Raw genomic sequence first — 20,800 nt, 5'->3', positions numbered from 1 at the left:
CCTATGAGAGGTGTAAATATGACCTTAAATCAAGTATATAATGCAAGTACTATTGATGAAGTGATAGAAATACTTGGCAAATATGGCAGTGATTCAAAAATAATAGCCGGAGGCACGGATATTGTAATTGCCTTAAAAAGTGAGAAAATATCACCTAAATTGTTAATAGACATTACTAAGATTACAGACTTGAAAAACATAGAGGATGATGGGGAATATATTAAAATAGGTGGAGCTGTGACTTTTACTCAAATCACTAGAAATCCATTATTTCAAAGAAATTTATATGGATTATATAAGGCCTGTAGAATGGTAGGTTCACCTCAAATAAGAAATAAGGGAACCATAGGGGGGAATATTGCAAATGGGTCTGCAGCGGCAGATTCTATACCGCCTCTAATGGCATTAGAAAGCATAGTGAAACTTGTAAGTATAGACGGAATACGAGAAATATCGTTAGAGGAGTACTATAATAAACCTGTAAATCATAAGGAACTTATCAAAACGATTAAGTTTAAGAAACCAATGGAAAATCAAATTCTTTCCTTTTCAAAACTTGGACTTAGAAAGGCATTAGCCATATCAAGATTGACATTAGCTACTTTCATTGAATTTGATTCTAAAGACTTTATTAAATCTATTAGAGTTGCCAGTGGTGCATTGGGGAAATGTCCTATGAGAGAATATGAAGTAGAAAATTATTTAACTGAGAAAAGAATTGAAGAGGAAGCTATAAAGGAAGTCATAGAGGTATTGCAAGGGGTTATGGATGAAAGATTAAAGGGGAGGGCTACATTACCATATAAAAGGGTGGCTGTATCAGGTATATTAAAAGAAGCCCTTGAATCAGCAGTGACAATAGGCAGTGAGGTGATATCATGGTAGATATAAGCCTTAAAGTGAATGGTGAATTTTTCGAAATTTCTGTAGATGAAAATTTAAGATTAATAGACTTATTAAGGGATGAGTTAGGATTTGTAGGAACTAAAGAAGGTTGTGGAGAAGGAGAATGTGGTGCTTGTACTGTTATTATGGATGGGGAAACTGTTAACTCTTGTCTTGTAATGGCTTTTCAAGCCAACGGAAGCAGTATTTTAACTATAGAGGGATTAGAAAAGAATGGAAAATTTCATCCAGTACAACAAGCATATATAGATGTAGGTGCAGTACAATGTGGATTTTGTATTCCAGGGATGGTTTTATCTACTAAGGCTTTATTAGATAAAAATCCCCATCCTACAAGGGATGAAATTAGAGAAGGAATATCTGGTAATCTATGCAGATGTACAGGATATAATAAGATGGTAGATGCAACTGAGAGAGCCATAAAGTATATGGAGGAGGGAAGGTAATGGAGCTAAATGTAATAGGAAAAAACATTCTTAGAGTTGATGCATATAGTAAAGTTACAGGTAAGGCAGTTTATCCTCAAGATATATATTTAAATAATATGGTCTATGGTAAAACCTTAAGGTCAAAACTACCTCATGCTAAAATAAAAGTAGATATTACAGAATCAGAAAAAGTAGAAGGAGTGCTAAAGGTATTTACATTTAAAGATGTACCAAAGGAAAATTCCCATGGAGTAGTAATTAAAGATCATGAAGTATTTGCAAGTGAAAAGGTTATAAGAATAGGAGAACCAATAGCATTCATAGTAGGAGAAACCCAGAAGGCTTGTGATGAAGGGTATAAAAAAATTAAAGTAGACTATGAAGAATTGCCAGCAGTTTTCGATCCAAGAGAAGCTATGAATGAAGATTCACCGAAGGTACATGGAAATTCTAATATTGTATTTCATTATAAATTAAGACATGGAGATATAGAAGAAGGTAAGAGAAAATGCAAATATATAGTGGAGAATGTGTATAAATCACCAATGGTGGAACATGCTTTTTTACAACCAGAAGCAGGAGTTTCCTATGTTGAAGAAGATGGTACAGTAGTTGTTGCAGTAGCTACTCAATATCCACATTATGATAGGGAGGAAGTAGCTAGAAATTTAGGTTTACCAGAAAAAAAGGTTAAGATAATTAACACAGCAGTAGGGGGAGCTTTTGGAGGCAGAGAAGATATATCGCCTCAGATTCATTTGGCATTAGCAGCTATGGTATTAAATAGACCTGTGAAGGTTATATATTCAAGGGAAGAATCATTTTTAACACATTCAAAACGTCATCCAATGATTATGAAATATAAAACTGGAGCAGATGAAAATGGAATACTTCAATATATGGAAACTGAAATAATTGGAGATTCGGGTGCTCATTGCTCTTGGGCAATAAATGTACTAAGAAAAGCAGGAGTTCATGCTACAGGACCTTATGTTATACCAAATGTAAAAGTCGATACTTATGCAGTATATACAAATAATCCATTTACTGGAGCCATGAGAGGTTTTGGAGCCACGCAAGTTCCTATAGCTCATGAGCAGCAAATGGATATGCTGGCAGAAAAGCTAGGTATGGACCCTATTGAAATTAGAATGAAAAATATATTTAGGAAAGGATCTATGACAGCTACAGGTCAAATGCTTATAGAAAGTGTTCCTTTAGATAAATGTATCGAAAAAGTAGAAGAAGATTTTGGGTTTTCGAGAATATTTGGGGAGGTACTTGCATGAAAAAGAGAGGTATAGGCATAGGGATTTCATTTTACGGAACAGGCTACGGCAATGGATTTCCAGATATATCAAGGGCAATAGTTAGACTTCTTCCAGGTGGGAAAATAGGAATATATTGTGGGGTAACAGAGGTGGGTCAGGGAGCTAAGACGTCTATGAGACAAATAGGGGGAGAGGTACTTAGTTTAAATATAGAGAATATTGAATTAATACATGAAAATACATCTTTAATGCCTGATTCAGGAACGGCAGCAGCAACTAGGCAAACATATAATACAGGAAATGCCATAAAGGTAGCTTGTGAAAACATGAAAAATGAATTATTTCATAGGGCTAAAGTAGAATTAGGTTTAAACTCCACTGCAGGTTTAGTATTGGAAAATGGGGAAGTAGTATTAAGTTTTTTTCCAAAAAAAAGAATATCTTATAAGAAATTAGCTGAAATATATAAAGACGATGGTATAATAGAATCCAAAGGGGAATTTGCTGCTCAAACAACTGAAATGGACCCGGAAACTGGTCAAGGGGCTCCCTATTGGCCATATACTTTTAACGCTTGTGCAGTAGAAGTAGAAGTAAATACTGAAACTGGTATAATTAATATTTTAAGATCTACTTTTGCTCAAGATGCAGGTCGAGCAGTAAATCCTAAAATCCTTGAAGGTCAAATGGATGGTGGATTTGCCATGGGCCTTGGATATGCACTGCTTGAGGATTTGAACCTTGAAAATGGAATAATGAAGAATAATAAGTTTTCAAAATATTTAATACCTACAGCTATGGATATGATAGATGTAAATAATATTATAGTAGAAGATCCAGAATCTACGGCTCCTTACGGTGCAAAGGGAATAGGAGAACCTGTTATGATCCCAATGGCCCCAGCTATATTAAATGCAATATACAATGCTACAGGGGTGAGGGTTACAGAATTACCCGTTACACCAGAGAGATTTATCAGAGCTCTGAAGGAGGCGAAAAATTAAAAATATGATAATCACATAGGAGGTAGCATTAGTGAAAAAAGAAATTAGAGGCTTCTTAAAGGTATTTATACTTTCAACTGTATTTATGGGAGTTAATTATTTTACAATTTTATATTTTAAAAGTCCCATTATTAAAATTAGCTTAACTCTTTTATTTTCAATAGGATTATCTCTATTATTATTAAAAACTCAGGGCAATAAGGGAGTAGGAGAGATAATAAAATATCTGTCTAATATTAAGGATTTAGATTTCTCTAATGATATAGATATATCAGAAGAAGCAAAGGGAAAGCTACAAAGTATTTGTAATCAAATAAGGGAAAATCTAAAAACTCAAATAGAAATATCTACAGATATATTTAATATATGTGAAAGTTTAGGACTATTAGCTACAGAGTCTCTATCAAGTTCAGAATCAATCGCATCTTCGGCAGAATTAGTCGATGCTAGTGCATTAGAACAAAGTCAAATGCTTAATGAAACTAATAATTTAGCTCAAAAGATTTATTCATCTATGGAGAAAATAGACAATGATATAATTGATAAAATCCAATTTATATCAAATTCTATTACTTCTGCTCAAAAAGGAATAGAAGAAATAGGACATATAGAAAAAAGAATAATAAATTCTAAAAATATGGTAGAAAAAGGTTCCAAGCGAATAATGGAGTTGAGGAACTATTCAGATGAAGTAGGAAAACTTATGGACTTTATAAATGCAATATCTAATCAAACTAAGATGCTTTCATTAAATGCTTCAATTGAAGCAGCTAGGGCCGGAGAACATGGTAAAGGATTTTCCATAGTGGCAATGGAAGTAGGAAAGCTTGCTAACGAAACAGAGGTAGTATCTAAAAAGATAGAAGAAGTAATTAATAAACTGAGGGATGAAATAATACTTATTTCTGAATCCATGGAGGAAGAAATGGAATATATGGATGAGAATTGCCATGTCATCGAATATACAAATAGAGAATTTGTTTCAATAATAGAAACCTTAAGTTTAGGTAAGGAAAGTTTAGAGGGGATAAAAGAAATCACAAGTGAGAGCAATTCCATGATAGAAGAAATAACAACTAATATAACTAAAATTACAGAATTCTCTGAAGAAACAGCAGCTCATGTAGTACAAACTACGGAACAGACAGTAGAGCAGCATAATAGAGCAAGGAATTTAAAGGATGTAGTAGAGGAAATAAGAGGACATGTATATAATATGCAGCAATTTGTAGTTGGTAAATTAATGGAAGAGAAGATGTTAAAGAAGGTCTATACTGTAAAGGAATATTTTATGAATAATAAAAACGTAAGTGATGATATGATAAATAAGTTAATGAAAGAAGTAGGAATAGATGCAATATATATTACTGATACATCAGGAATTGTAGAATTTACTAGTGAGAAAGCTGCTAAAGGATTAAATCTATATAAAGCAGATTCGTCTTTCCAAGAGCTAAAGAAAAAGAAAAAAGAATATATAATAACTCCAGTTAAAAAAAGGGTGGAGGATGGAAAACTATTTAAATTCCTTACAGTTACAGATGAAAGAGGAAGATTGTATGAAATAGGACTTGCTTTAGATTCAATTATAAAAGATATATAATGGAGATTAAAATGTCTATACATAGAATTATGAAAATAGATATAGAAAAAAGAGAAATGATCTCCTTCGTCGGAGGTGGAGGCAAGACTACTACAATTTTTCAATTAGCAAAAGAATTTACTAATTTAAACAAAAAAGTTCTTATATCTACTACAACTAAAATAGGTGTACCTTTAGAAGATGAATATGATTATTTCTTTTTAAAGGATATAAAGAGAAATTTCAACCCTCAAAATCCTAGTATTACAATATTAGGATGGGAAACAAAAGATAAAAAACTAATAGGCATTTCTCCAGAAAATGCAGATGAAATCTTTAAGACAGGTATATTTGATATTATCCTAATAGAGGCAGATGGTGCTAATAGAAAACCCATTAAAGCTCCCGCCAGTCATGAACCAGTAGTTCCAATTTGTAGCACTAAGACCATAGGAGTCATAGGTCTAGATTCATTGGGAAAGAAAATAGACGGGGATACAGTTCATAGGTCAGAATTGTTGAAAGAAATAACAGGTGAAAAATCACTAGATATTATTGATGAAGAGACTATTGTAAAGCTTGTTTTAGATAAAAACGGAATATTTAAAAATAGTTATGGACATAGGATTTTGCTGTTAAACAAAGCTGATGACAAGATTAGAATTTCTAATGCAATAGAAATTCGAGAGAGATTAGGTAATAATAATTTTAAAAATGTAATTATAGCAAACATTAAAGACAAAAAATTTTACTAGGGGAATAATTATGATAACAGGGATTATTTTAGCATCAGGTTTTTCAAGAAGGATGAAAAAGGACAAGCTATTAATAGAAATAGATGGAAATAAGTTAATAGAAAGAGTTATTAAGGCATGTGTTGGTTCAAACCTAGATGAGATAATTCTAGTTTATAGAATTGATGAAGTTAAGGAAATAGGAGAGAAGTATAATATCAAAACAATATATAATGAAAATGCTCATTTAGGTCAATCTGAAGGATTAAAATTAGGAGTAAAAGAATCTATAGGTTCTAAATCCTATATGTTTCTAGTAGGGGATCAGCCTTTTATAACATCTGAATTGATAAATAGGTTAATTAAAGAATATAATAATTCAGATTTGCCTATTTTAGTACCCTATTATAATGGACATAGGGGAATGCCTATGATTATTTCTTCTATATTCAAAGAAGAACTTCTAAGGATTACTGGAGATAAAGGTGGTAGAGATATAGTAAAGAGTAATATTCCTAAAGTGAAGAAAGTTTATATAGAAGAAGAAAGACAGGGTATGGACATAGATAGTTTAGAGGATTTAGAAGCATTGAAAATAACTGGATTTTAGATGACAAAAGATACCTAAGTAGGTGATAAGATATGGAGAAAATAGTTATTCGTGGCGGAGGAGACTTAGCTACAGGTATAGCTCATAGGTTATTTATGGCAGGATTTAAGGTAATAGTATTAGATATAGAAAAACCATTGGCAATTAGAAGGAAAGTATCCTTTTGTGAAGCCATATATAGTAATGCTATTATAGTAGAAGGAGTTAAGGCTATCTTAACCAAAAATTTAGATGAAATATATAAAAATATTGATAATGGATTTATTCCCGTTTACATTGATGAAAAAGGAGAAATAATAGATGGTATAAAACCAATGGCAGTAGTAGATAGTATAATTGCTAAGAAGAATCTTGGAACTAATAGGGAAATGGCTCCTATAACCATAGGTGTAGGGCCTGGGTTTGAAGCTGGAGTGAATGTGGATTTAGTAGTTGAGACAAAAAGAGGTCATAATTTAGGGAAAGTAATATACAAAGGGAAAGCTGAGAATAACACTGGAATTCCTGGAAACGTTATGGGTTATACAGAGGAAAGGGTAATTAGAGCAAAGAAAGCTGGAATATTTAAATCATATTATAATATAGGAGATAAAGTAGAAGTTGGAGATATAGTATGTGAAATTGGAGAAGTGAAAGTAGCGGCGGAAATCTCAGGTATACTAAGGGGCATTATAAAGGAAGGGCTTTATGTGAAAGAAGGAGAAAAGATAGGAGATATAGACCCTCGTGGAATAGAAGAATATGCATATACAATATCAGACAAGGCTAGAGCAATAGGAGGGGGAGTATTAGAAGGTATAATGTATCTAAAGAAAGGAAGGGAGATTTAAATGGGAGATCTTTCAGTAATGAAAAAGGTTCTAGAGGATATAAATAATGGAAAAGAATTGGCTGTTGCCACGATTACAAAATCCGAAGGTTCAACTCCTAGAGGAATAGGAACTATGATGGCAGTATTAGAAGATGGCTCAATTCATGGGACTATTGGAGGAGGAGCTTTAGAAAAACATATTATAGAACTCTGTATTGAAACCATAAGAGAAGGAAATAGTAAATCTATAAGCTTACCTTTAGATACAAAAGGTGTTGAGATGATTTGTGGGGGAGAAGTAGAAGTATTTATAGATGTATATAAGATTAACCCGAAACTTTTAATAATTGGCGGCGGACATGTTGGATACGCTATATATAATATTGCTTCTTTACTTAATTTTGACATAGTATTATTTGAAGACAGGAAAGAATTTTTAACTCATGAAAGATTTCCATTAGCAAAGGAATTAGTATTAGGACCTATAGATGAAAAACTTAGAGATTATAAGATAGATAACAATACATATATAGTCATAGCATCGAGAGGTCATAAATATGATGAAGAATCTTTAACAGAAGTTATAAATTCAGATGCAAAATATATAGGGGTTATGGGAAGTAAACGTAAAGTAATTACTATGATGGATAACTTAAGGCATAAGGGTATATCAGAGGAAAATATAGATAAAGTATATGCACCAATAGGATTAGAAATATCATCTGGAAACCCTGAAGAAATAGCAATGAGTATAATGTCAGAAATATTATTGATTAAGAATGATGGAAAACTTAAACATATGAAAAAATAAGTATCACAAATGGTGCCTGGCACCATTTGTGATACTTATTTTTATATTCAGTTTGTATATCCGTTTTTTGTTAAATAATAGTCTTAAATTTGCTATAGAAACAATCTATATATATGATAAATGTTATAATTATTCTTAATTTGATTTGAGTTAGCAAATACAATAAAATTATATGGTAATTTAGAATATTAATATCACATAGGTGCAGGAGGGTTGACTATGCATGACATTACAGTTGAGAATATTATGTTTTCCTATGACGAGAATCCTATTCTTGAAAATATAAATATGAAAATAGAGGCCGGAGACTTTGTTTGTCTGCTAGGTCAATCTGGATGTGGTAAAAGCACCTTCCTTAGATTGATGGCAGGACTATCAGAACCAAATTCAGGCACTATTTTTGTTGGAGATAAGCCATTACAAGGAGCAAGTCTGGATAGAGGTGTAGTTTTCCAAGACTATAGCTTATTTCCATGGTTAACTACAGGAAAGAATATTGTACTTTCCTTGCAGCAAAAGTTTAGAAATGAGAGTAAAAAGGAATTGAAAAAGCGTACTTTGTATTATTTGAAAAAGGTAGGTCTTGAAGAATCCACATTTGATAAATATCCAAATGAACTTTCGGGAGGTATGCGCCAACGCTCTGCCATATGTCGATCTTTTGCTTTAGATCCTCCTATTTTACTCATGGACGAGCCTTTTGGTGCTTTAGATGCCGTTACACGTGCTAAATTACAGGACATGGTATTAGATCTTTGGCGAAAAGATAAGGAAAACAGAAAGACTATCTTATTTGTTACCCATGATGTAGATGAAGCTTTATTTTTATCTACAAAAATATTTGTATTCGGTTCAAGTCCTAGTAAAATCATTTACACACATTCTTTTAAAGATGAAGAAAAAGTTGACCGAGACTCTTTGTTTAAAAATGAGGAAACCTTAGAATTACGAAATAAGCTTATCCATATTATAAATAAAGATATCGAAGAAAAATTGATTGAAGGGAGATTGTAAGATGAGACAGAAAAAGATGCGTTTTATTACATTGACACTTGCAGTATTTATGTTAGTAGGAGTTGTGGTTGGTTGTAGCAGCAAAGAAACAGATAAAGTAAAAGATGATGTGGAAGTAACAGGAACGTCGGAAGCACCTGAGACAACTGATAAAAAAGAACCACATAAAATAAATGTGGCATATAATCCGGGGACAGGAAATATTTTAGGATTTATTGCTATTGATAAAGGAATTGCAGCAGAGGAAGGTATTGAAATTGATCTTGTTCCATTTTCTAATTCAACAGATGCTTTAACAGCATTACAAGCTAAAAAGATTGACATAGCTGTTTCTTTTGGAACTGCAGCACCTCTTACATATGTTACAAATGGTGCAGATTTTACCATATTTGGTGGATATTTATCTGGTGGTATGCCTGTTTATGCTGTATCAGACTTAGAATACAAAGGTTTAGAGTCATTTGTTGGTAAAAAGGTCGCTACGGCAAGAATGTATACTCCTGATATTGTATGGCGTGGAGCTATGATGGAGTCTGGTTATGATTTAGAAAAGGATGTAACTATTCTCGAATTTAAAAAACCAAGTGAAGTGTTAGAAGCTGTTAAATCAGGAAATGCGGATATTGGTATAGGAACAAATTCAACATATTTACAGTCCCTTGAGGCAGGTCTAAAAACTATTGCTTGGAGTAATGAATTTTGGGATCCAGTTCATGTCTGCTGTCGACCAGTTGCAAACACAGCATGGATTGAAGAAAATAGGGATGCTGTAAAGGCATTTTTACGTTCATATATACGTGCTGAAAAGGTATTGAAAGAAGAGCCAGAGTATGCAGTTCAATTAAATATGAAGTACCTTGAACTAGATGAAGAAAATGCAAGAACTATGCTTCTTGAAACAAATCAAGTTTTTGATACGGATCCTAAGAGTGATGGAGTTCGCTATATGTGGAATCGTTTAATTGATATGAAATACATTGATCCAGCTGATATAGATGTAAATGACCATATTAATGTAAAGATATATAAAGAAGCTTTAGATGAGCTTACAGTTGAAAATCCTGATGAGGCATTCTATAAGGAACTTCAAGAAAAATTTGTAAGCTATAATTCAGAAACATTAAAATAAATTCAGGGATGCCTAGATGGTATTTACTACAATAGTAGGTGAGCATAAGTGTTAAAAGGTAAAAAAAACATCAAAAATTATATAGGGACTATTATAATTCTAATTTCAGCATTTTTAATTTATCTATTTGCTACTGATGTTTATAATGTTCTTGATCCAGTATTATTTCCGGGATTTTCAAAAATTGGGCCTAAATTCTATGATTCAATGCCTAAATTGTGGAAGAGTCTCATTAGTTCTTCAAAACTTTTGATACCAGGATATTTTGGTGCTGCTTTTTCCGGTATATTACTAGGGATTCTAATAGGAACTAATCCAAAATTAAATAAAAATCTGAAACCAATTATATTTGCACTTAATCCGATTCCACCGTCTATGATGACACCGTATCTTATTGCTATTATGCCGACTTTTTATTTGTCATCTGTAGCTGTTATCTTTATAGGATGTTTTTGGCCGTTTTTAAATGGCACTATAAATGGAATTGTTCTAATAGATCAAAAATATTTGGATAATGCTAAGGTATTAGAATTAAAGGGTTATAAAAAGCTATTTAATGTAATTTTGCCTGCTGCTGCGCCGTCTATTTTAGCAGGAGCGGGAACGGCTCTGAATTTTGCATTTATTTTGCTTGCAATAGCTGAGATGTTTGCAACAAATTCTGGACTGGGGCATTTCATCCAATATTATGCGGATTTCTCTGATTATGCAAGGGTAATTGCTGGGTTATTATTTATGGGGTGTTTTATAGTTGTTGTTATGCTTTTATTTGAGAAGTTGAAAAAGAAGATATTGTTTTGGACTCTTAATGAAAATAAATAAGAAAATAAATGCGGCCACAGTTGACTTATTCTACTGTGGCTGCATTTGAAGAAGGGAGCTTAAATATGAAAAAAGTTAGAATAGGATGTGGAGCAGGATGCTCCTATGATAGATTGGAACCAGCAATAGAGCTGGTGGAAGAAGGAGATATTGACTATATTGTATTTGAATGCCTTGCTGAAAGAACAATTGCAAATAATCAACAACAAAAATTAAAGGATCCATCAAAGGGATATACTCCAATGCTTGAGGCGAGAATGAGAGGTATTCTAAAGCAAGCAAAAGAGAAAGGAGTAAAAATAGTAACTAATATGGGGGCGGCAAATCCTGAGGCTGCTGTTCGTCTCATAATGAAAATTGCAAAAGAAATGGATATTACAGATATTAAAATTGCTATGGTTTCAGGGGATAATATAACGGAGGGTCTAGATAAGTATAAAGATATAATAATGTGGCAAAGTACAAAAACTCTGGGAGAGCTTGACGCTGAAATAATATCAGCAAATGTATATTTAGGAGCCGAAGCGATAAAAGAAGCCCTTGATAAGGGAGCAGATATAGTAGTTACAGGACGTGTTGCTGATGTGGCATTATTTGTAGGGCCTATGATGCATGAATTTAGATGGACAGAAAATGATTTATATGAGATAGGGCAGGCAACTTTACTGGGGCATCTCTTAGAATGCGGAGGACAGATCACAGGAGGATATTTTGCAGATCCAGGATATAAAGATGTAGAAGATCTCCATATTCTAGGTCATCCAATTGCTGAAATAGAAGAAACTGGAGATTTTATAGTTACTAAGGTCGAGGGTTCAGGCGGTGAAGTATCCCTACGTACATGCAAAGAACAATTATTATATGAGATTACAGATCCATCTTGCTATATTACTCCTAATGCAATAGTTGATTTTACAAATGTTGCTTTTAAACAAATTGAGAAAGATATTGTATTTGTAACGGGAGCTATGTCAAGAGGAGTACCTGATACTTATAAAGTAAATGTTGGGTATTGTGATTGCTATATTGGTGAAGGTGAAGTAAGTTTTGGCGGATTAAATTCCCTTCCTCGTGCGAAGATGTGTGCTGATATAATTGAAAAACGATTAAAGATTGTGGGTGCTAATATAGATGAGTACAGAACTGATTATATAGGTTATAATTCTTTATATAAAACAAATATTTCAGATAGCTTTGCCCCTAAAGAGCATAGTGAGATAAGACTTAGAATAAGCGGGAGAACAAAGAAATTTGAAGATGCAATGCTTATAGCTCAAGAATTAGACTATCTTTATACAAATGGACCTGCAGGTTCTTCAGGAATAGAGTCCCAAGTGAGACAAGTATTATCAGTAGGCGGGATTATTATTCCGAAGGAAGATATAAATACTGAGATTATCTATTGGGAGGTATAGACATGAAACTTAAAGAAATAGCACATGCCAGAACTGGAGATAAAGGTAATATGTCCAATATTGCTGTTATTCCATATGATGAAAAAGATTATCCTATGCTTAAAGAATTTTTAACTGCAAAGAGAGTAGAAGAATTCTTTTCTGAAATATGTTTTGGTGGAGTTAAAAGATACGAACTTGATAATATATGCGCATTTAATTTTGTATTGGAAGAATCCTTAGGAGGAGGGGTCACCAGAAGTCTTGCTATAGATAAACATGGGAAGTCTCTTGGAATGGCACTTCTGGAAATGGAAATAGAATTGTAATAAATAAGTATCATAAATGGTGCCTGGCACCATTTGTGATACTTATTTTTATATTACATTATATTGATTTAATTTATTATAAAGATGTCTTTCACTCATACCTAGCATTTTTGCAGTTTTTCTTTTATTGTTATTGCAATATTCCAGTGTAGCAAGAATTAGCTTTTTTTCAGCAGACTCTATAGTATCACCAATATAGATAGGAACATTTTCGCTTAATAAAACCCTATGAGTATTGGGAATGATTTCACTTGGCAAATCTTGTATCTGAATAGTACTTTTATCAGCAAGAGCTACTGCTCGCTCAATAATATTTTGAAGTTCTCTGACATTACCTGGATAATCATGATTTTCTAAAACATCTATAGCAACTCTGCTTATGCCAGTAACATCTTTATTAAAAGCCTTACTAAATTTATTTATAAAATGTTTTGTAAGTGCTGGAATATCTTCCTTTCTGTTTCTCAAAGGAGGGGCTTCTATATTAACAACATTTAAGCGGAAGAATAAATCTTCCCTAAAATTTCCCTTTTTAACTTCAGCACTTAGATTTAGATTCGTAGCCGCTATTAACCTAAAATCAACAGGTATAGACTTTTCACTTCCAAGGGGAGTAATTGTCTTTTCCTGTATAACTCTTAAAAGTTTTGCTTGTAATTGTATATCCATATCACCAATTTCATCTAAAAATAAAGTTCCCTTATGAGCTAATTCAAATTTCCCCTTATACTTATTATTGGCACCAGTAAAGGCACCTTTTTCGTATCCAAATAATTCAGATTCTAAAAGATTATGAGGTATTGCTGCACAATTTATTATTTCCATATTTTGATTTTTTCTTCTGCTTGTTTCATGAATTGCTTTAGCAATAAGCTCCTTTCCCGTACCTGATTCTCCAGATACAAGAACTGTAATGTCCACATCTTTTACCCTGTCAATCATTTTAAATACTTCATTCATAGCATGACTAGAGGAAACCATTTTTAAACTAGATTTATCTGCATTAACCTTTCTCGTTAAATCCTCCACTTGTTCGGAAAGTGATTGATAATCAAGGGCTTTATTTATTAAAGATATTAGACCGTTTATATCAAGAGGCTTAGTAATATAATAATAAGCTCCCCTTTGAATTGCTTCAATAGAATCTTCGATGGAGCCATAGGCTGTCATTGCAATTACAATTACTCTTGGATTTTCAGACTTTATGGTATTTAATACTTCAAGACCTTTATAATCACCTAAATACTGATCAAGTAAGACTAAGTCTATATTTTTATTATTAATTATTTCTAAACCATCTAAAACATCTGCAGTTGTATATACGTTGAAGTGGTCTTCAAGAGCAAATCTTAAAGCAGTAAGGATTGAAATTTCATCATCTATAACTAAAACATTATGCATATTATTTCTCCTTTCTACAAGGTGGTTCAGTAGGTATATAAATTGTAGCTATAGTACCTTGACCATCTTTGCTTTCTAATTTTATATCTCCATTGTTTTCCTTTATTAATCTTTCTGTTACGGAAAGTCCAATTCCATAGCCAGTTTTTTTAGAGGAATAAAAAGGATCAAATAATTTATCTAACATTTCTTCCGGAATTCCAGATCCATTATCCTTTATACTGATAGATGCCTTTATGTTTACAATATCTCCTTCTATGTCTATTTGCCCATTGTTATCAATGGCATCAATACTATTAAGCAAGATATTTATCAATATTTGCTTTATTTGAGATTCATCGGCGTAAAGACAGATATCTATATTCTGGGTAATTACTTTAATCTTCTTTTCCCTAAATTTCTGTTTTAGGAGAGTTAAAACGTCTGGCAGGATTTCAGATAACATAATTTTTTCAGGTTTTGGATTCTTTGGCTTTGAATAATCAAGTAAGGAGCTTACTAAATCATTTAATCTTTTTATTTCGCTAGGAACAATTTTCATTAATTCTTTTCTAAAGTTTTCATCATCTATTTTTAAAGGGATTAAATCCACGAAGGCATTAATAGATGTTAACGGATTTCTTAATTCATGGGCTATTCCTGATGATAATTTTCCTAATGCTTGCATCTTATCATTGTGCATTGCAAGATTGTTTAGTTCAATAATTTCTTTTGTTCTGATTTCAACTTCTTTTTTCAGTGTTTTATTCCAGTAATATACTATATAAATAATTATCAATGATATAGAAAGTGCAACTAATGACATAGAAAGAAGGTTAATCCATTTTTGGTTAATATCTAAAATAGTTTCTCCAAACCACTTCTTATAAATTTTATCATAGGTTCCATTGAGTTTTATTGCCTCTAAACCTGAATCTAGTAGATTTAATAATTCCTTATTTCCTTTTTTAACAGCTATAGAATATTTAGTGGAATAAAGTGGTTCACCAACAATCTTTACAGATTCTGTTAAACCAAGGGTCTGCACATAATAAATTCCAGTCAGTCTATTGCCGACATAAGCATCTACTTCTCCAGATAGTAAGGATTGAAGGGCTTCTAATTGATTTGTTTTTGGTATAACAGTAACATCTGATATTCTCCTCGTAATCTCCTTAGAAACATCTTCTGATTGAATGGAAACCCTTTTTCCAGATAAATCGTTTATATTATGGATTATACTAGAATTTTTTAATACAAATATATTTTGAGAATTCATTACTATTTCTTGAGTGAAATCATATATTTTACTTCGCTCTGGTGTAACAGTCATGCCTTGAATAGCGTCAACTTCTCCATTTTTCAAAATTTCCATAGTATCTTCCCAGCTATTGGGAATCAACTCAATTTCCAGTCCTAGTTCTATGGCAATAGCCCTAATAATATCTACATTGAAACCTCTAAAGTTATCATTATCATCTACAAACTCATATGGAGGATAATTATTATCTCCACCAATTTTTAAAGGTTCTTTGCTAATATCCTGTAATGTAATTGCATTACTGGGCAAAGAAAAATATAAAAGGATTATGCTGCATAAGAAAATGGATAAGATTCTCTTTCTAATCATTTTACACCTCAGAATTTTAAATTTTTATTATGTATTATTATACCACGGGTATGAAAAAATTTCATAGTATGAATTAATTGCAGAGATACTATCTATTATATTCTAATAATTAATGCAGTTATAGATAGTAAATAGCGGTTTATTGGTGATTATAAATATAAAAAGATATGGCATGGCATTTGCAATAATAAACGGTATCAAAATATAATTGAAACTTTTCTTATCTTATATATAAAAGACTGGAAGAGTTTCTAAAAATAAAGGGGGATTTTTAATGAAAAAGAAAGGCTTTCTAGCAATTTTATTGGTTTTAAGTATAGTTGCACTTACTGCATGCGGTGGTGGTGGAGGGGATTCTAGCTCTTCAGAGCTATATATAGCTTCAGCCAATCCTATGACAGGGGACTCAGCTCAATTTGGAGATATGAAGGTTAAAGCCATAGAGCTAGCATTAGATGAAGTAAATAAAGAAGGTGGTATTGATGGTAAGCAAGTAAAACTAATTGTTGGTGATGATACTGGAAATCCTAAAGAAGCACCAAACGTGGCTCAAAAGTTTGCAGGGGATAATAAAGTTTTAGCAGTAATCGGTCACTGGAACAGTTCCTGTACACTAGCTGCAAGGGGAATTTATGAAGCATCAGGTATACCAGTTATTACAGATTCAGTTAATAAACAAATAACTGATGGCTCTACACCTCATTTATATCGTATTTCATTAACTGATACTACACAAGCGAAAAATTTAGCACAATATGCTTATAATGTATTAGGAAAAAGAAAGGCGGCTATTTTATTTACAGCTAATGATTTTGGTACAGGCCTTAAAAATGACTTTACAGATGAATTCGAAAGTCTGGGTGGAAAGGTTGTAGCATCAGAAACATATTTTGAAGGACAATCAAAGGATTTCAGTCCTCAACTTACAAAGATAAAGGGTCAAGATCCTGATATAATGTTTGTCGCAGGCTATTATGTAGAAACAGCTTTAATTGCACAACAAGCAGGGCCAGCAGGATTAAACGTTCCAATGATAGGAACAGAGGGAATCAGTTCGGACGAATTAATTAAATTAGGGGGACAAGCTGTTGAAGGAATAAGATTCGCTGCATTTTTCCATCCAGATGTTGAATTCCCTGGAACAAAAGAATTCGTAGAATCATTCAGAGAAAAATATAATAAGGAACCTGATAACTATGCAGCATTGGCATATGACTCAGCGAAACTTATTCTTGAAGGTATGAAGAAAAATGGAGCAACAAGAGACGGCATAACAAAATATTTACAAGAAGCTAAGGATTTCCCAGGAGTAGCTGGTCCTATCTCTTTTGAAAACAATGATGTAACTAGAAGTATTCTAATCCTAGAAGTTAAAGACGGTAAAATAGTTTTAGCAGAAGATCAATTAAACTAAAGATATGGGGATTCTCTAAGGGGCTCCCTAACAGACACAAAGGAGGGTGAAAAATATGTTTATGGAGCAGTTAAGTAACGGTATAGCTCTAGGGAGTATTTATGCTCTAACAGCTATAGGCTTTACAATGGTCTATGGAATCATTAGACTGATAAATTTTGCCCATGGTGATGTATATATGATCGGTACTTTTTTAACATATACAGCATTGACATTATTTAATATGCCAATAATGCTGGCATTTTTATTTGGAATGGCCGGGGCATCAATTTTCGGAATACTAATTGCAAAGTTTGCCTATAGTCCTGTGTTTAAGGCACCTAAGATAAATTTATTCCTATCAGCAGTTGGAGTAGGTATATTTTTGGAAAACTTCGCAATGCTTATATGGGGTCCTGAAACTCAGTCATTTCCAAATGTAATAAATAACAAAGTATTTAGTTTTATAGGAATTAGAGTTAATACTATTCAGCTAATAATTTTAGGTACGACAATTGTTTTAGTTGCATTATTAACTTATATAGTCCAATATACAAAGATTGGAAGAGCGATGAGATGTGTATCTCAAGATATGGATGTATCAAGGCTTATGGGAATTAATACAAATAAGGTAGTATATTTTACATTTGGTCTTGGTTCTGCTCTTGGGGCTGCGGCAGGTACTTTAGTTGCAATATATTATAAAGCAGCATATCCTATGATGGGTTATGTACCGGGACTAAAGGCATTTATTGCAGCAGTAATAGGTGGTATAGGAAGTATTCCAGGTGCAATGCTTGGAGGGCTTATAATGGGAGTGTCAGAAAGTTTAGGTGCAGCGTATATCTCCTCAGGATACAGAGATGCTATAGCCTTTATAATTTTAATAATCATACTTATTCTAAAACCTGATGGATTATTAGGCAAGGGCATTAAAGAAAAGGTATAGGAGGTGGATGAAGATGGGTAATATTTCAAAGGTTTTATTCAATTTAATATTATATTCAGGAATATTATATGTGGGAATTATTGTGCTTTCAAAGATATTCGATATAGGTACAAAGAGATTTATGAATTTAGATAATAAAAAGAGAAAAATTGTAACTTATGTGTTTTTAATATTAGGAGCATTATTACCTCTAATTTTATTTAATAATACTTATGCATTAAGGACAAGTGTATTAGTGCTGATATATATAGTATTGGCATTAAGCCTAAACTTTGTTCTAGGATTTGCAGGACAGCTTTCCATGGGACATTCTGCCTTCTATGCTGTAGGTGCATATACTACTGCTATTCTTACTGTGACCTATCATGTTCCTTTCTGGATTGCCTTACTTTTCAGCGGAATTGTTTCCGCAGTTTTTGGATTGCTGCTAGGTATTCCAACTCTAAGATTAAAAGGAGACTATTTAGCTATTACAACAATAGGTTTCAGTGAAATACTAAGGTTAGTTTTAATAAACTGGGCATCCTTTACAAGGGGGCCAGCTGGTATACCAGGTATTCCATCACCTAATATATTTGGTTATACAATAAGCAGTAATACTGGATATTATTATATCTTATATATCTTAGCTCTTTTGACTATATTTATATCCTATAGACTATTAAATTCTAGATTGGGAAGAGGACTAGTAGCAGTAAAAGATGATGAAGTAGCTGCAGAAGCAATGGGGATAAATCCAACCTTTTTAAAAATACTTGCATTTGTTTTAGGTGCTGCCATAGCAGGATTAGCTGGAGGTGTATTTGCTTCATTTATCCACTATGTAAATCCAGATAACTTCACATATATGGAATCAGTAGTAATGTTAACAATGGTAGTACTAGGTGGGGTAGGAAGTATACCAGGTATTATCGTAGGTGCAACAGTGCTGACTATATTACCAGAAGCTTTAAGAGGTATATCCACATATAGATATGCTATATATGGTATATTGTTAGTAATGATGATGATAGTAAGACCTCAAGGAATAATTAGTATGTCTAGTCTAAAGGGAGGTGCGAAAAATGAGAATTCTGGAAGCTAAAGGAATAACAATGTGTTTCGGAGGTTTGACAGCTGTAAACAATGTAGATTTTCATATAGATAAAGATGAAATTGTAAGTTTAATAGGACCTAATGGAGCTGGAAAAACAACTTTTTTCAACGCAATAACTGGTATATATGAGCCAACATCAGGAGAAGTAACGTTTTTAGGAGAAAAGGTTAAAAAGTCTAAACCCTATGAAATAACAAAAATGGGTATCGGCAGAACATTCCAGAATATAAGATTGTTCAGCACTATGACGGTACTTGAAAATGTAATGGTCGGACAATATTGCAGAACATCATCAAACTTATTGGCTACCATATTAAAATCTCCTAAGCTTGTAAAAGAAGAAAAGGAAGTTGAAACTAAGGTAATGGAGATTCTGGACTTTCTAGAATTAACTCATTTAAAAGATGAAATAGCTACTAGCTTACCCTATGGTTATCAAAGAAGAGTAGAGGTTGCCCGAGCATTGGCTACAGAACCTAAATTACTTTTACTTGATGAGCCAGCAGCAGGTATGAACTCAGGTGAAAAGGTTGAGATGACTAATCTTATAAAGAAAATTAGAGATAAAGGAAATACTATTTTAGTTATTGAACATGATATGAAACTAGTAATGGGTATATCTGACAGAATTTCAGTACTAGAATATGGAAATAAAATAGCTGAAGGGGTACCACAGGAGATTCAGCAAAGTCAAAGGGTAATTGAAGCCTACTTAGGTAAAGGGGGTACTGAACAATGTTAAAGGTTGAAGACTTAAATGTATATTATGGAGGTATACATGCATTACAAGGATTGTCTTTTGAAATAAAAAAGGGAGAGATAATCACTTTAATTGGAAGTAATGGAGCTGGAAAGACTAGTACCTTAAGGGGCATATCTAATTTAGTAAAATCTAAAGGATGCATAAAATATAAGGATGAAGAAATCAATGACCTAAGTGCAGAAAAAATAGTAGCTAAAAGACTTATTCATGTTCCAGAGGGAAGAAGAATATTTACTGCATTGACTGTAGAAGAAAATCTTCTTATGGGAGCTTATTTGAGAAAAGACAAGGAAAAAATAGGTAAAGACCTTGAATTTGTATATAAATTATTTCCTAGATTAAAGGAAAGAACTAAACAGTATGGAGGAACCCTAAGTGGCGGGGAGCAGCAAATGCTAGCCATAGGTAGAGCGCTTTTATCAGATCCAGAACTACTAATGTTAGATGAGCCATCTATGGGATTAGCACCGATAGTTATTGAAGAAATATTTGAATCTATTAAGGAGATAAACAAAAAAACCGGACTTACATTTTTATTTGTTGAGCAAAATGCTAATATTGCACTGCAGACAGCAGATAGAGGATATGTAATAGAAACAGGGAAAATTTTATTTTCAGGTGATGCTAATAAACTTTTATATGATGATAGAGTAAGAAAGGCTTATTTGGGAGAAGAATAAATGAACAGTTAAATATAGATAAACATGTGTAAAAAGGGACTATCTTAAGAATTGATATATTGAT

21 protein-coding genes are annotated in these 20,800 nt (G+C 32.7%); 19 read left to right on the top strand and 2 right to left on the bottom strand.

Annotated elements, in window-relative coordinates; translation table 11 throughout:
- The first annotated feature begins 18 nt into the window (after positions 1-18).
- From ABWP20_RS05530 to ABWP20_RS05465, 14 genes are all read left to right on the top strand, one after another.
- Positions 19-885 carry an FAD binding domain-containing protein gene (locus ABWP20_RS05530; RefSeq protein WP_353094540.1) on the top strand — a complete coding sequence of 289 codons (867 nt, stop codon included), beginning with the start codon at positions 19-21 and terminating at the stop codon, positions 883-885.
- A complete protein-coding gene (locus tag ABWP20_RS05525; RefSeq protein ID WP_353094538.1) occupies positions 879-1,352 on the top strand; it encodes a (2Fe-2S)-binding protein in 474 nt (157 codons plus the stop codon). Before ABWP20_RS05530 ends, ABWP20_RS05525 begins: the two co-directional genes overlap by 7 nt.
- The gene (locus ABWP20_RS05520) at positions 1,352-2,623 is read left to right on the top strand and encodes a xanthine dehydrogenase family protein molybdopterin-binding subunit (protein WP_353094536.1); all 1,272 of its coding nucleotides are present in this window, start codon (positions 1,352-1,354) and stop codon (positions 2,621-2,623) included. The genes ABWP20_RS05525 and ABWP20_RS05520 overlap by 1 nt, the downstream gene beginning before the upstream one ends.
- The gene (locus tag ABWP20_RS05515; RefSeq protein ID WP_353094535.1) at positions 2,620-3,609 is read left to right on the top strand and encodes a xanthine dehydrogenase family protein molybdopterin-binding subunit; all 990 of its coding nucleotides are present in this window, start codon (positions 2,620-2,622) and stop codon (positions 3,607-3,609) included. The genes ABWP20_RS05520 and ABWP20_RS05515 overlap by 4 nt, the downstream gene beginning before the upstream one ends.
- Before the next feature lie 31 nt (positions 3,610-3,640).
- Positions 3,641-5,212, top strand: coding sequence for a methyl-accepting chemotaxis protein (locus ABWP20_RS05510; protein ID WP_353094533.1), 1,572 nt, complete (start codon positions 3,641-3,643; stop codon positions 5,210-5,212).
- An 11-nt stretch (positions 5,213-5,223) separates the two neighbouring features.
- A complete protein-coding gene (gene yqeC / locus ABWP20_RS05505; RefSeq protein ID WP_353094531.1) occupies positions 5,224-5,946 on the top strand; it encodes a selenium cofactor biosynthesis protein YqeC in 723 nt (240 codons plus the stop codon).
- Between the two features lie 10 nt (positions 5,947-5,956).
- Positions 5,957-6,535, top strand: coding sequence for a nucleotidyltransferase family protein (locus ABWP20_RS05500; RefSeq protein WP_353094529.1), 579 nt, complete (start codon positions 5,957-5,959; stop codon positions 6,533-6,535).
- A 32-nt stretch (positions 6,536-6,567) separates the two neighbouring features.
- Positions 6,568-7,365 (top strand): selenium-dependent molybdenum cofactor biosynthesis protein YqeB, encoded by a 798-nt coding sequence (gene yqeB, locus ABWP20_RS05495; RefSeq protein WP_353094527.1) that lies wholly within the window; start codon positions 6,568-6,570, stop codon positions 7,363-7,365.
- Positions 7,366-8,157 (top strand): XdhC family protein, encoded by a 792-nt coding sequence (locus ABWP20_RS05490; RefSeq protein ID WP_353094526.1) that lies wholly within the window; start codon positions 7,366-7,368, stop codon positions 8,155-8,157.
- Between the two features lie 219 nt (positions 8,158-8,376).
- Entirely contained in the window at positions 8,377-9,171 is a 795-nt protein-coding gene (locus ABWP20_RS05485) for an ABC transporter ATP-binding protein (RefSeq protein ID WP_353094524.1), read from the top strand.
- 1 nt (position 9,172) lies between these two features.
- On the top strand, positions 9,173-10,300 hold the full coding sequence (locus ABWP20_RS05480) for an ABC transporter substrate-binding protein (protein ID WP_353094522.1): 1,128 nt from the start codon (positions 9,173-9,175) through the stop codon (positions 10,298-10,300).
- Positions 10,301-10,348: 48 nt separating this feature from the next.
- Entirely contained in the window at positions 10,349-11,122 is a 774-nt protein-coding gene (locus ABWP20_RS05475; RefSeq protein ID WP_353094520.1) for an ABC transporter permease, read from the top strand.
- A gap of 65 nt (positions 11,123-11,187) precedes the next feature.
- Positions 11,188-12,537, top strand: coding sequence for an acyclic terpene utilization AtuA family protein (locus ABWP20_RS05470; protein WP_353094518.1), 1,350 nt, complete (start codon positions 11,188-11,190; stop codon positions 12,535-12,537).
- A gap of 2 nt (positions 12,538-12,539) precedes the next feature.
- Positions 12,540-12,845, top strand: coding sequence for an AtuA-related protein (locus ABWP20_RS05465; protein ID WP_353094516.1), 306 nt, complete (start codon positions 12,540-12,542; stop codon positions 12,843-12,845).
- A gap of 48 nt (positions 12,846-12,893) precedes the next feature.
- On the opposite strand, the gene ABWP20_RS05460 is transcribed toward ABWP20_RS05465, so the two are convergent.
- Complete coding sequence (locus ABWP20_RS05460; protein WP_353094515.1) at positions 12,894-14,246, bottom strand: sigma-54-dependent transcriptional regulator; 1,353 nt, start codon at positions 14,244-14,246, stop codon at positions 12,894-12,896.
- Position 14,247: 1 nt separating this feature from the next.
- Positions 14,248-15,855: a transporter substrate-binding domain-containing protein gene (locus ABWP20_RS05455; RefSeq protein ID WP_353094513.1), complete on the bottom strand. Its 1,608-nt coding sequence runs from the start codon at positions 15,853-15,855 to the stop codon at positions 14,248-14,250.
- 274 nt (positions 15,856-16,129) lie between these two features.
- On the opposite strand from ABWP20_RS05455, the gene ABWP20_RS05450 reads away from it, so the two are divergent.
- Genes ABWP20_RS05450 through ABWP20_RS05430 form a run of 5 tightly spaced genes read left to right on the top strand, consistent with a single transcriptional unit; the run spans position 16,130 to position 20,736 of the window.
- Positions 16,130-17,269, top strand: a complete 1,140-nt coding sequence (locus tag ABWP20_RS05450; RefSeq protein WP_353094511.1) for an ABC transporter substrate-binding protein — start codon at positions 16,130-16,132, stop codon at positions 17,267-17,269.
- Between the two features lie 55 nt (positions 17,270-17,324).
- Entirely contained in the window at positions 17,325-18,197 is an 873-nt protein-coding gene (locus ABWP20_RS05445) for a branched-chain amino acid ABC transporter permease (RefSeq protein ID WP_353094509.1), read from the top strand.
- A 13-nt stretch (positions 18,198-18,210) separates the two neighbouring features.
- The gene (locus ABWP20_RS05440) at positions 18,211-19,281 is read left to right on the top strand and encodes a branched-chain amino acid ABC transporter permease (protein WP_353094507.1); all 1,071 of its coding nucleotides are present in this window, start codon (positions 18,211-18,213) and stop codon (positions 19,279-19,281) included.
- Positions 19,262-20,035 (top strand): ABC transporter ATP-binding protein, encoded by a 774-nt coding sequence (locus tag ABWP20_RS05435; protein WP_353094506.1) that lies wholly within the window; start codon positions 19,262-19,264, stop codon positions 20,033-20,035. The genes ABWP20_RS05440 and ABWP20_RS05435 overlap by 20 nt, the downstream gene beginning before the upstream one ends.
- The gene (locus ABWP20_RS05430; RefSeq protein ID WP_353094504.1) at positions 20,029-20,736 is read left to right on the top strand and encodes an ABC transporter ATP-binding protein; all 708 of its coding nucleotides are present in this window, start codon (positions 20,029-20,031) and stop codon (positions 20,734-20,736) included. The genes ABWP20_RS05435 and ABWP20_RS05430 overlap by 7 nt, the downstream gene beginning before the upstream one ends.
- Positions 20,737-20,800: the final 64 nt, after the last annotated feature.

This window comes from Tissierella praeacuta (assembly GCF_040396155.1).
Classification (GTDB): domain Bacteria; phylum Bacillota; class Clostridia; order Tissierellales; family Tissierellaceae; genus Tissierella; species Tissierella praeacuta_A.
This window is presented reverse-complemented; position numbering and strand designations above follow the sequence as displayed.

Bases quoted from the DNA above. Each gene is read 5' to 3' on its own strand.
- ABWP20_RS05530 (WP_353094540.1), top strand. From the start codon at position 19: ATGACCTTAAATCAAGTATATAATGCAAGTACTATTGATGAAGTGATA.
- ABWP20_RS05525 (WP_353094538.1), top strand. From the start codon at position 879: ATGGTAGATATAAGCCTTAAAGTGAATGGTGAATTTTTCGAAATTTCT.
- ABWP20_RS05520 (WP_353094536.1), top strand. From the start codon at position 1,352: ATGGAGCTAAATGTAATAGGAAAAAACATTCTTAGAGTTGATGCATAT.
- ABWP20_RS05515 (WP_353094535.1), top strand. From the start codon at position 2,620: ATGAAAAAGAGAGGTATAGGCATAGGGATTTCATTTTACGGAACAGGC.
- yqeC (WP_353094531.1), top strand. From the start codon at position 5,224: ATGTCTATACATAGAATTATGAAAATAGATATAGAAAAAAGAGAAATG.
- ABWP20_RS05500 (WP_353094529.1), top strand. From the start codon at position 5,957: ATGATAACAGGGATTATTTTAGCATCAGGTTTTTCAAGAAGGATGAAA.
- yqeB (WP_353094527.1), top strand. From the start codon at position 6,568: ATGGAGAAAATAGTTATTCGTGGCGGAGGAGACTTAGCTACAGGTATA.
- ABWP20_RS05490 (WP_353094526.1), top strand. From the start codon at position 7,366: ATGGGAGATCTTTCAGTAATGAAAAAGGTTCTAGAGGATATAAATAAT.
- ABWP20_RS05485 (WP_353094524.1), top strand. From the start codon at position 8,377: ATGCATGACATTACAGTTGAGAATATTATGTTTTCCTATGACGAGAAT.
- ABWP20_RS05480 (WP_353094522.1), top strand. From the start codon at position 9,173: ATGAGACAGAAAAAGATGCGTTTTATTACATTGACACTTGCAGTATTT.
- ABWP20_RS05470 (WP_353094518.1), top strand. From the start codon at position 11,188: ATGAAAAAAGTTAGAATAGGATGTGGAGCAGGATGCTCCTATGATAGA.
- ABWP20_RS05465 (WP_353094516.1), top strand. From the start codon at position 12,540: ATGAAACTTAAAGAAATAGCACATGCCAGAACTGGAGATAAAGGTAAT.
- ABWP20_RS05460 (WP_353094515.1), bottom strand. From the start codon at position 14,246: ATGCATAATGTTTTAGTTATAGATGATGAAATTTCAATCCTTACTGCT.
- ABWP20_RS05455 (WP_353094513.1), bottom strand. From the start codon at position 15,855: ATGATTAGAAAGAGAATCTTATCCATTTTCTTATGCAGCATAATCCTT.
- ABWP20_RS05450 (WP_353094511.1), top strand. From the start codon at position 16,130: ATGAAAAAGAAAGGCTTTCTAGCAATTTTATTGGTTTTAAGTATAGTT.
- ABWP20_RS05445 (WP_353094509.1), top strand. From the start codon at position 17,325: ATGTTTATGGAGCAGTTAAGTAACGGTATAGCTCTAGGGAGTATTTAT.
- ABWP20_RS05440 (WP_353094507.1), top strand. From the start codon at position 18,211: ATGGGTAATATTTCAAAGGTTTTATTCAATTTAATATTATATTCAGGA.
- ABWP20_RS05435 (WP_353094506.1), top strand. From the start codon at position 19,262: ATGAGAATTCTGGAAGCTAAAGGAATAACAATGTGTTTCGGAGGTTTG.
- ABWP20_RS05430 (WP_353094504.1), top strand. From the start codon at position 20,029: ATGTTAAAGGTTGAAGACTTAAATGTATATTATGGAGGTATACATGCA.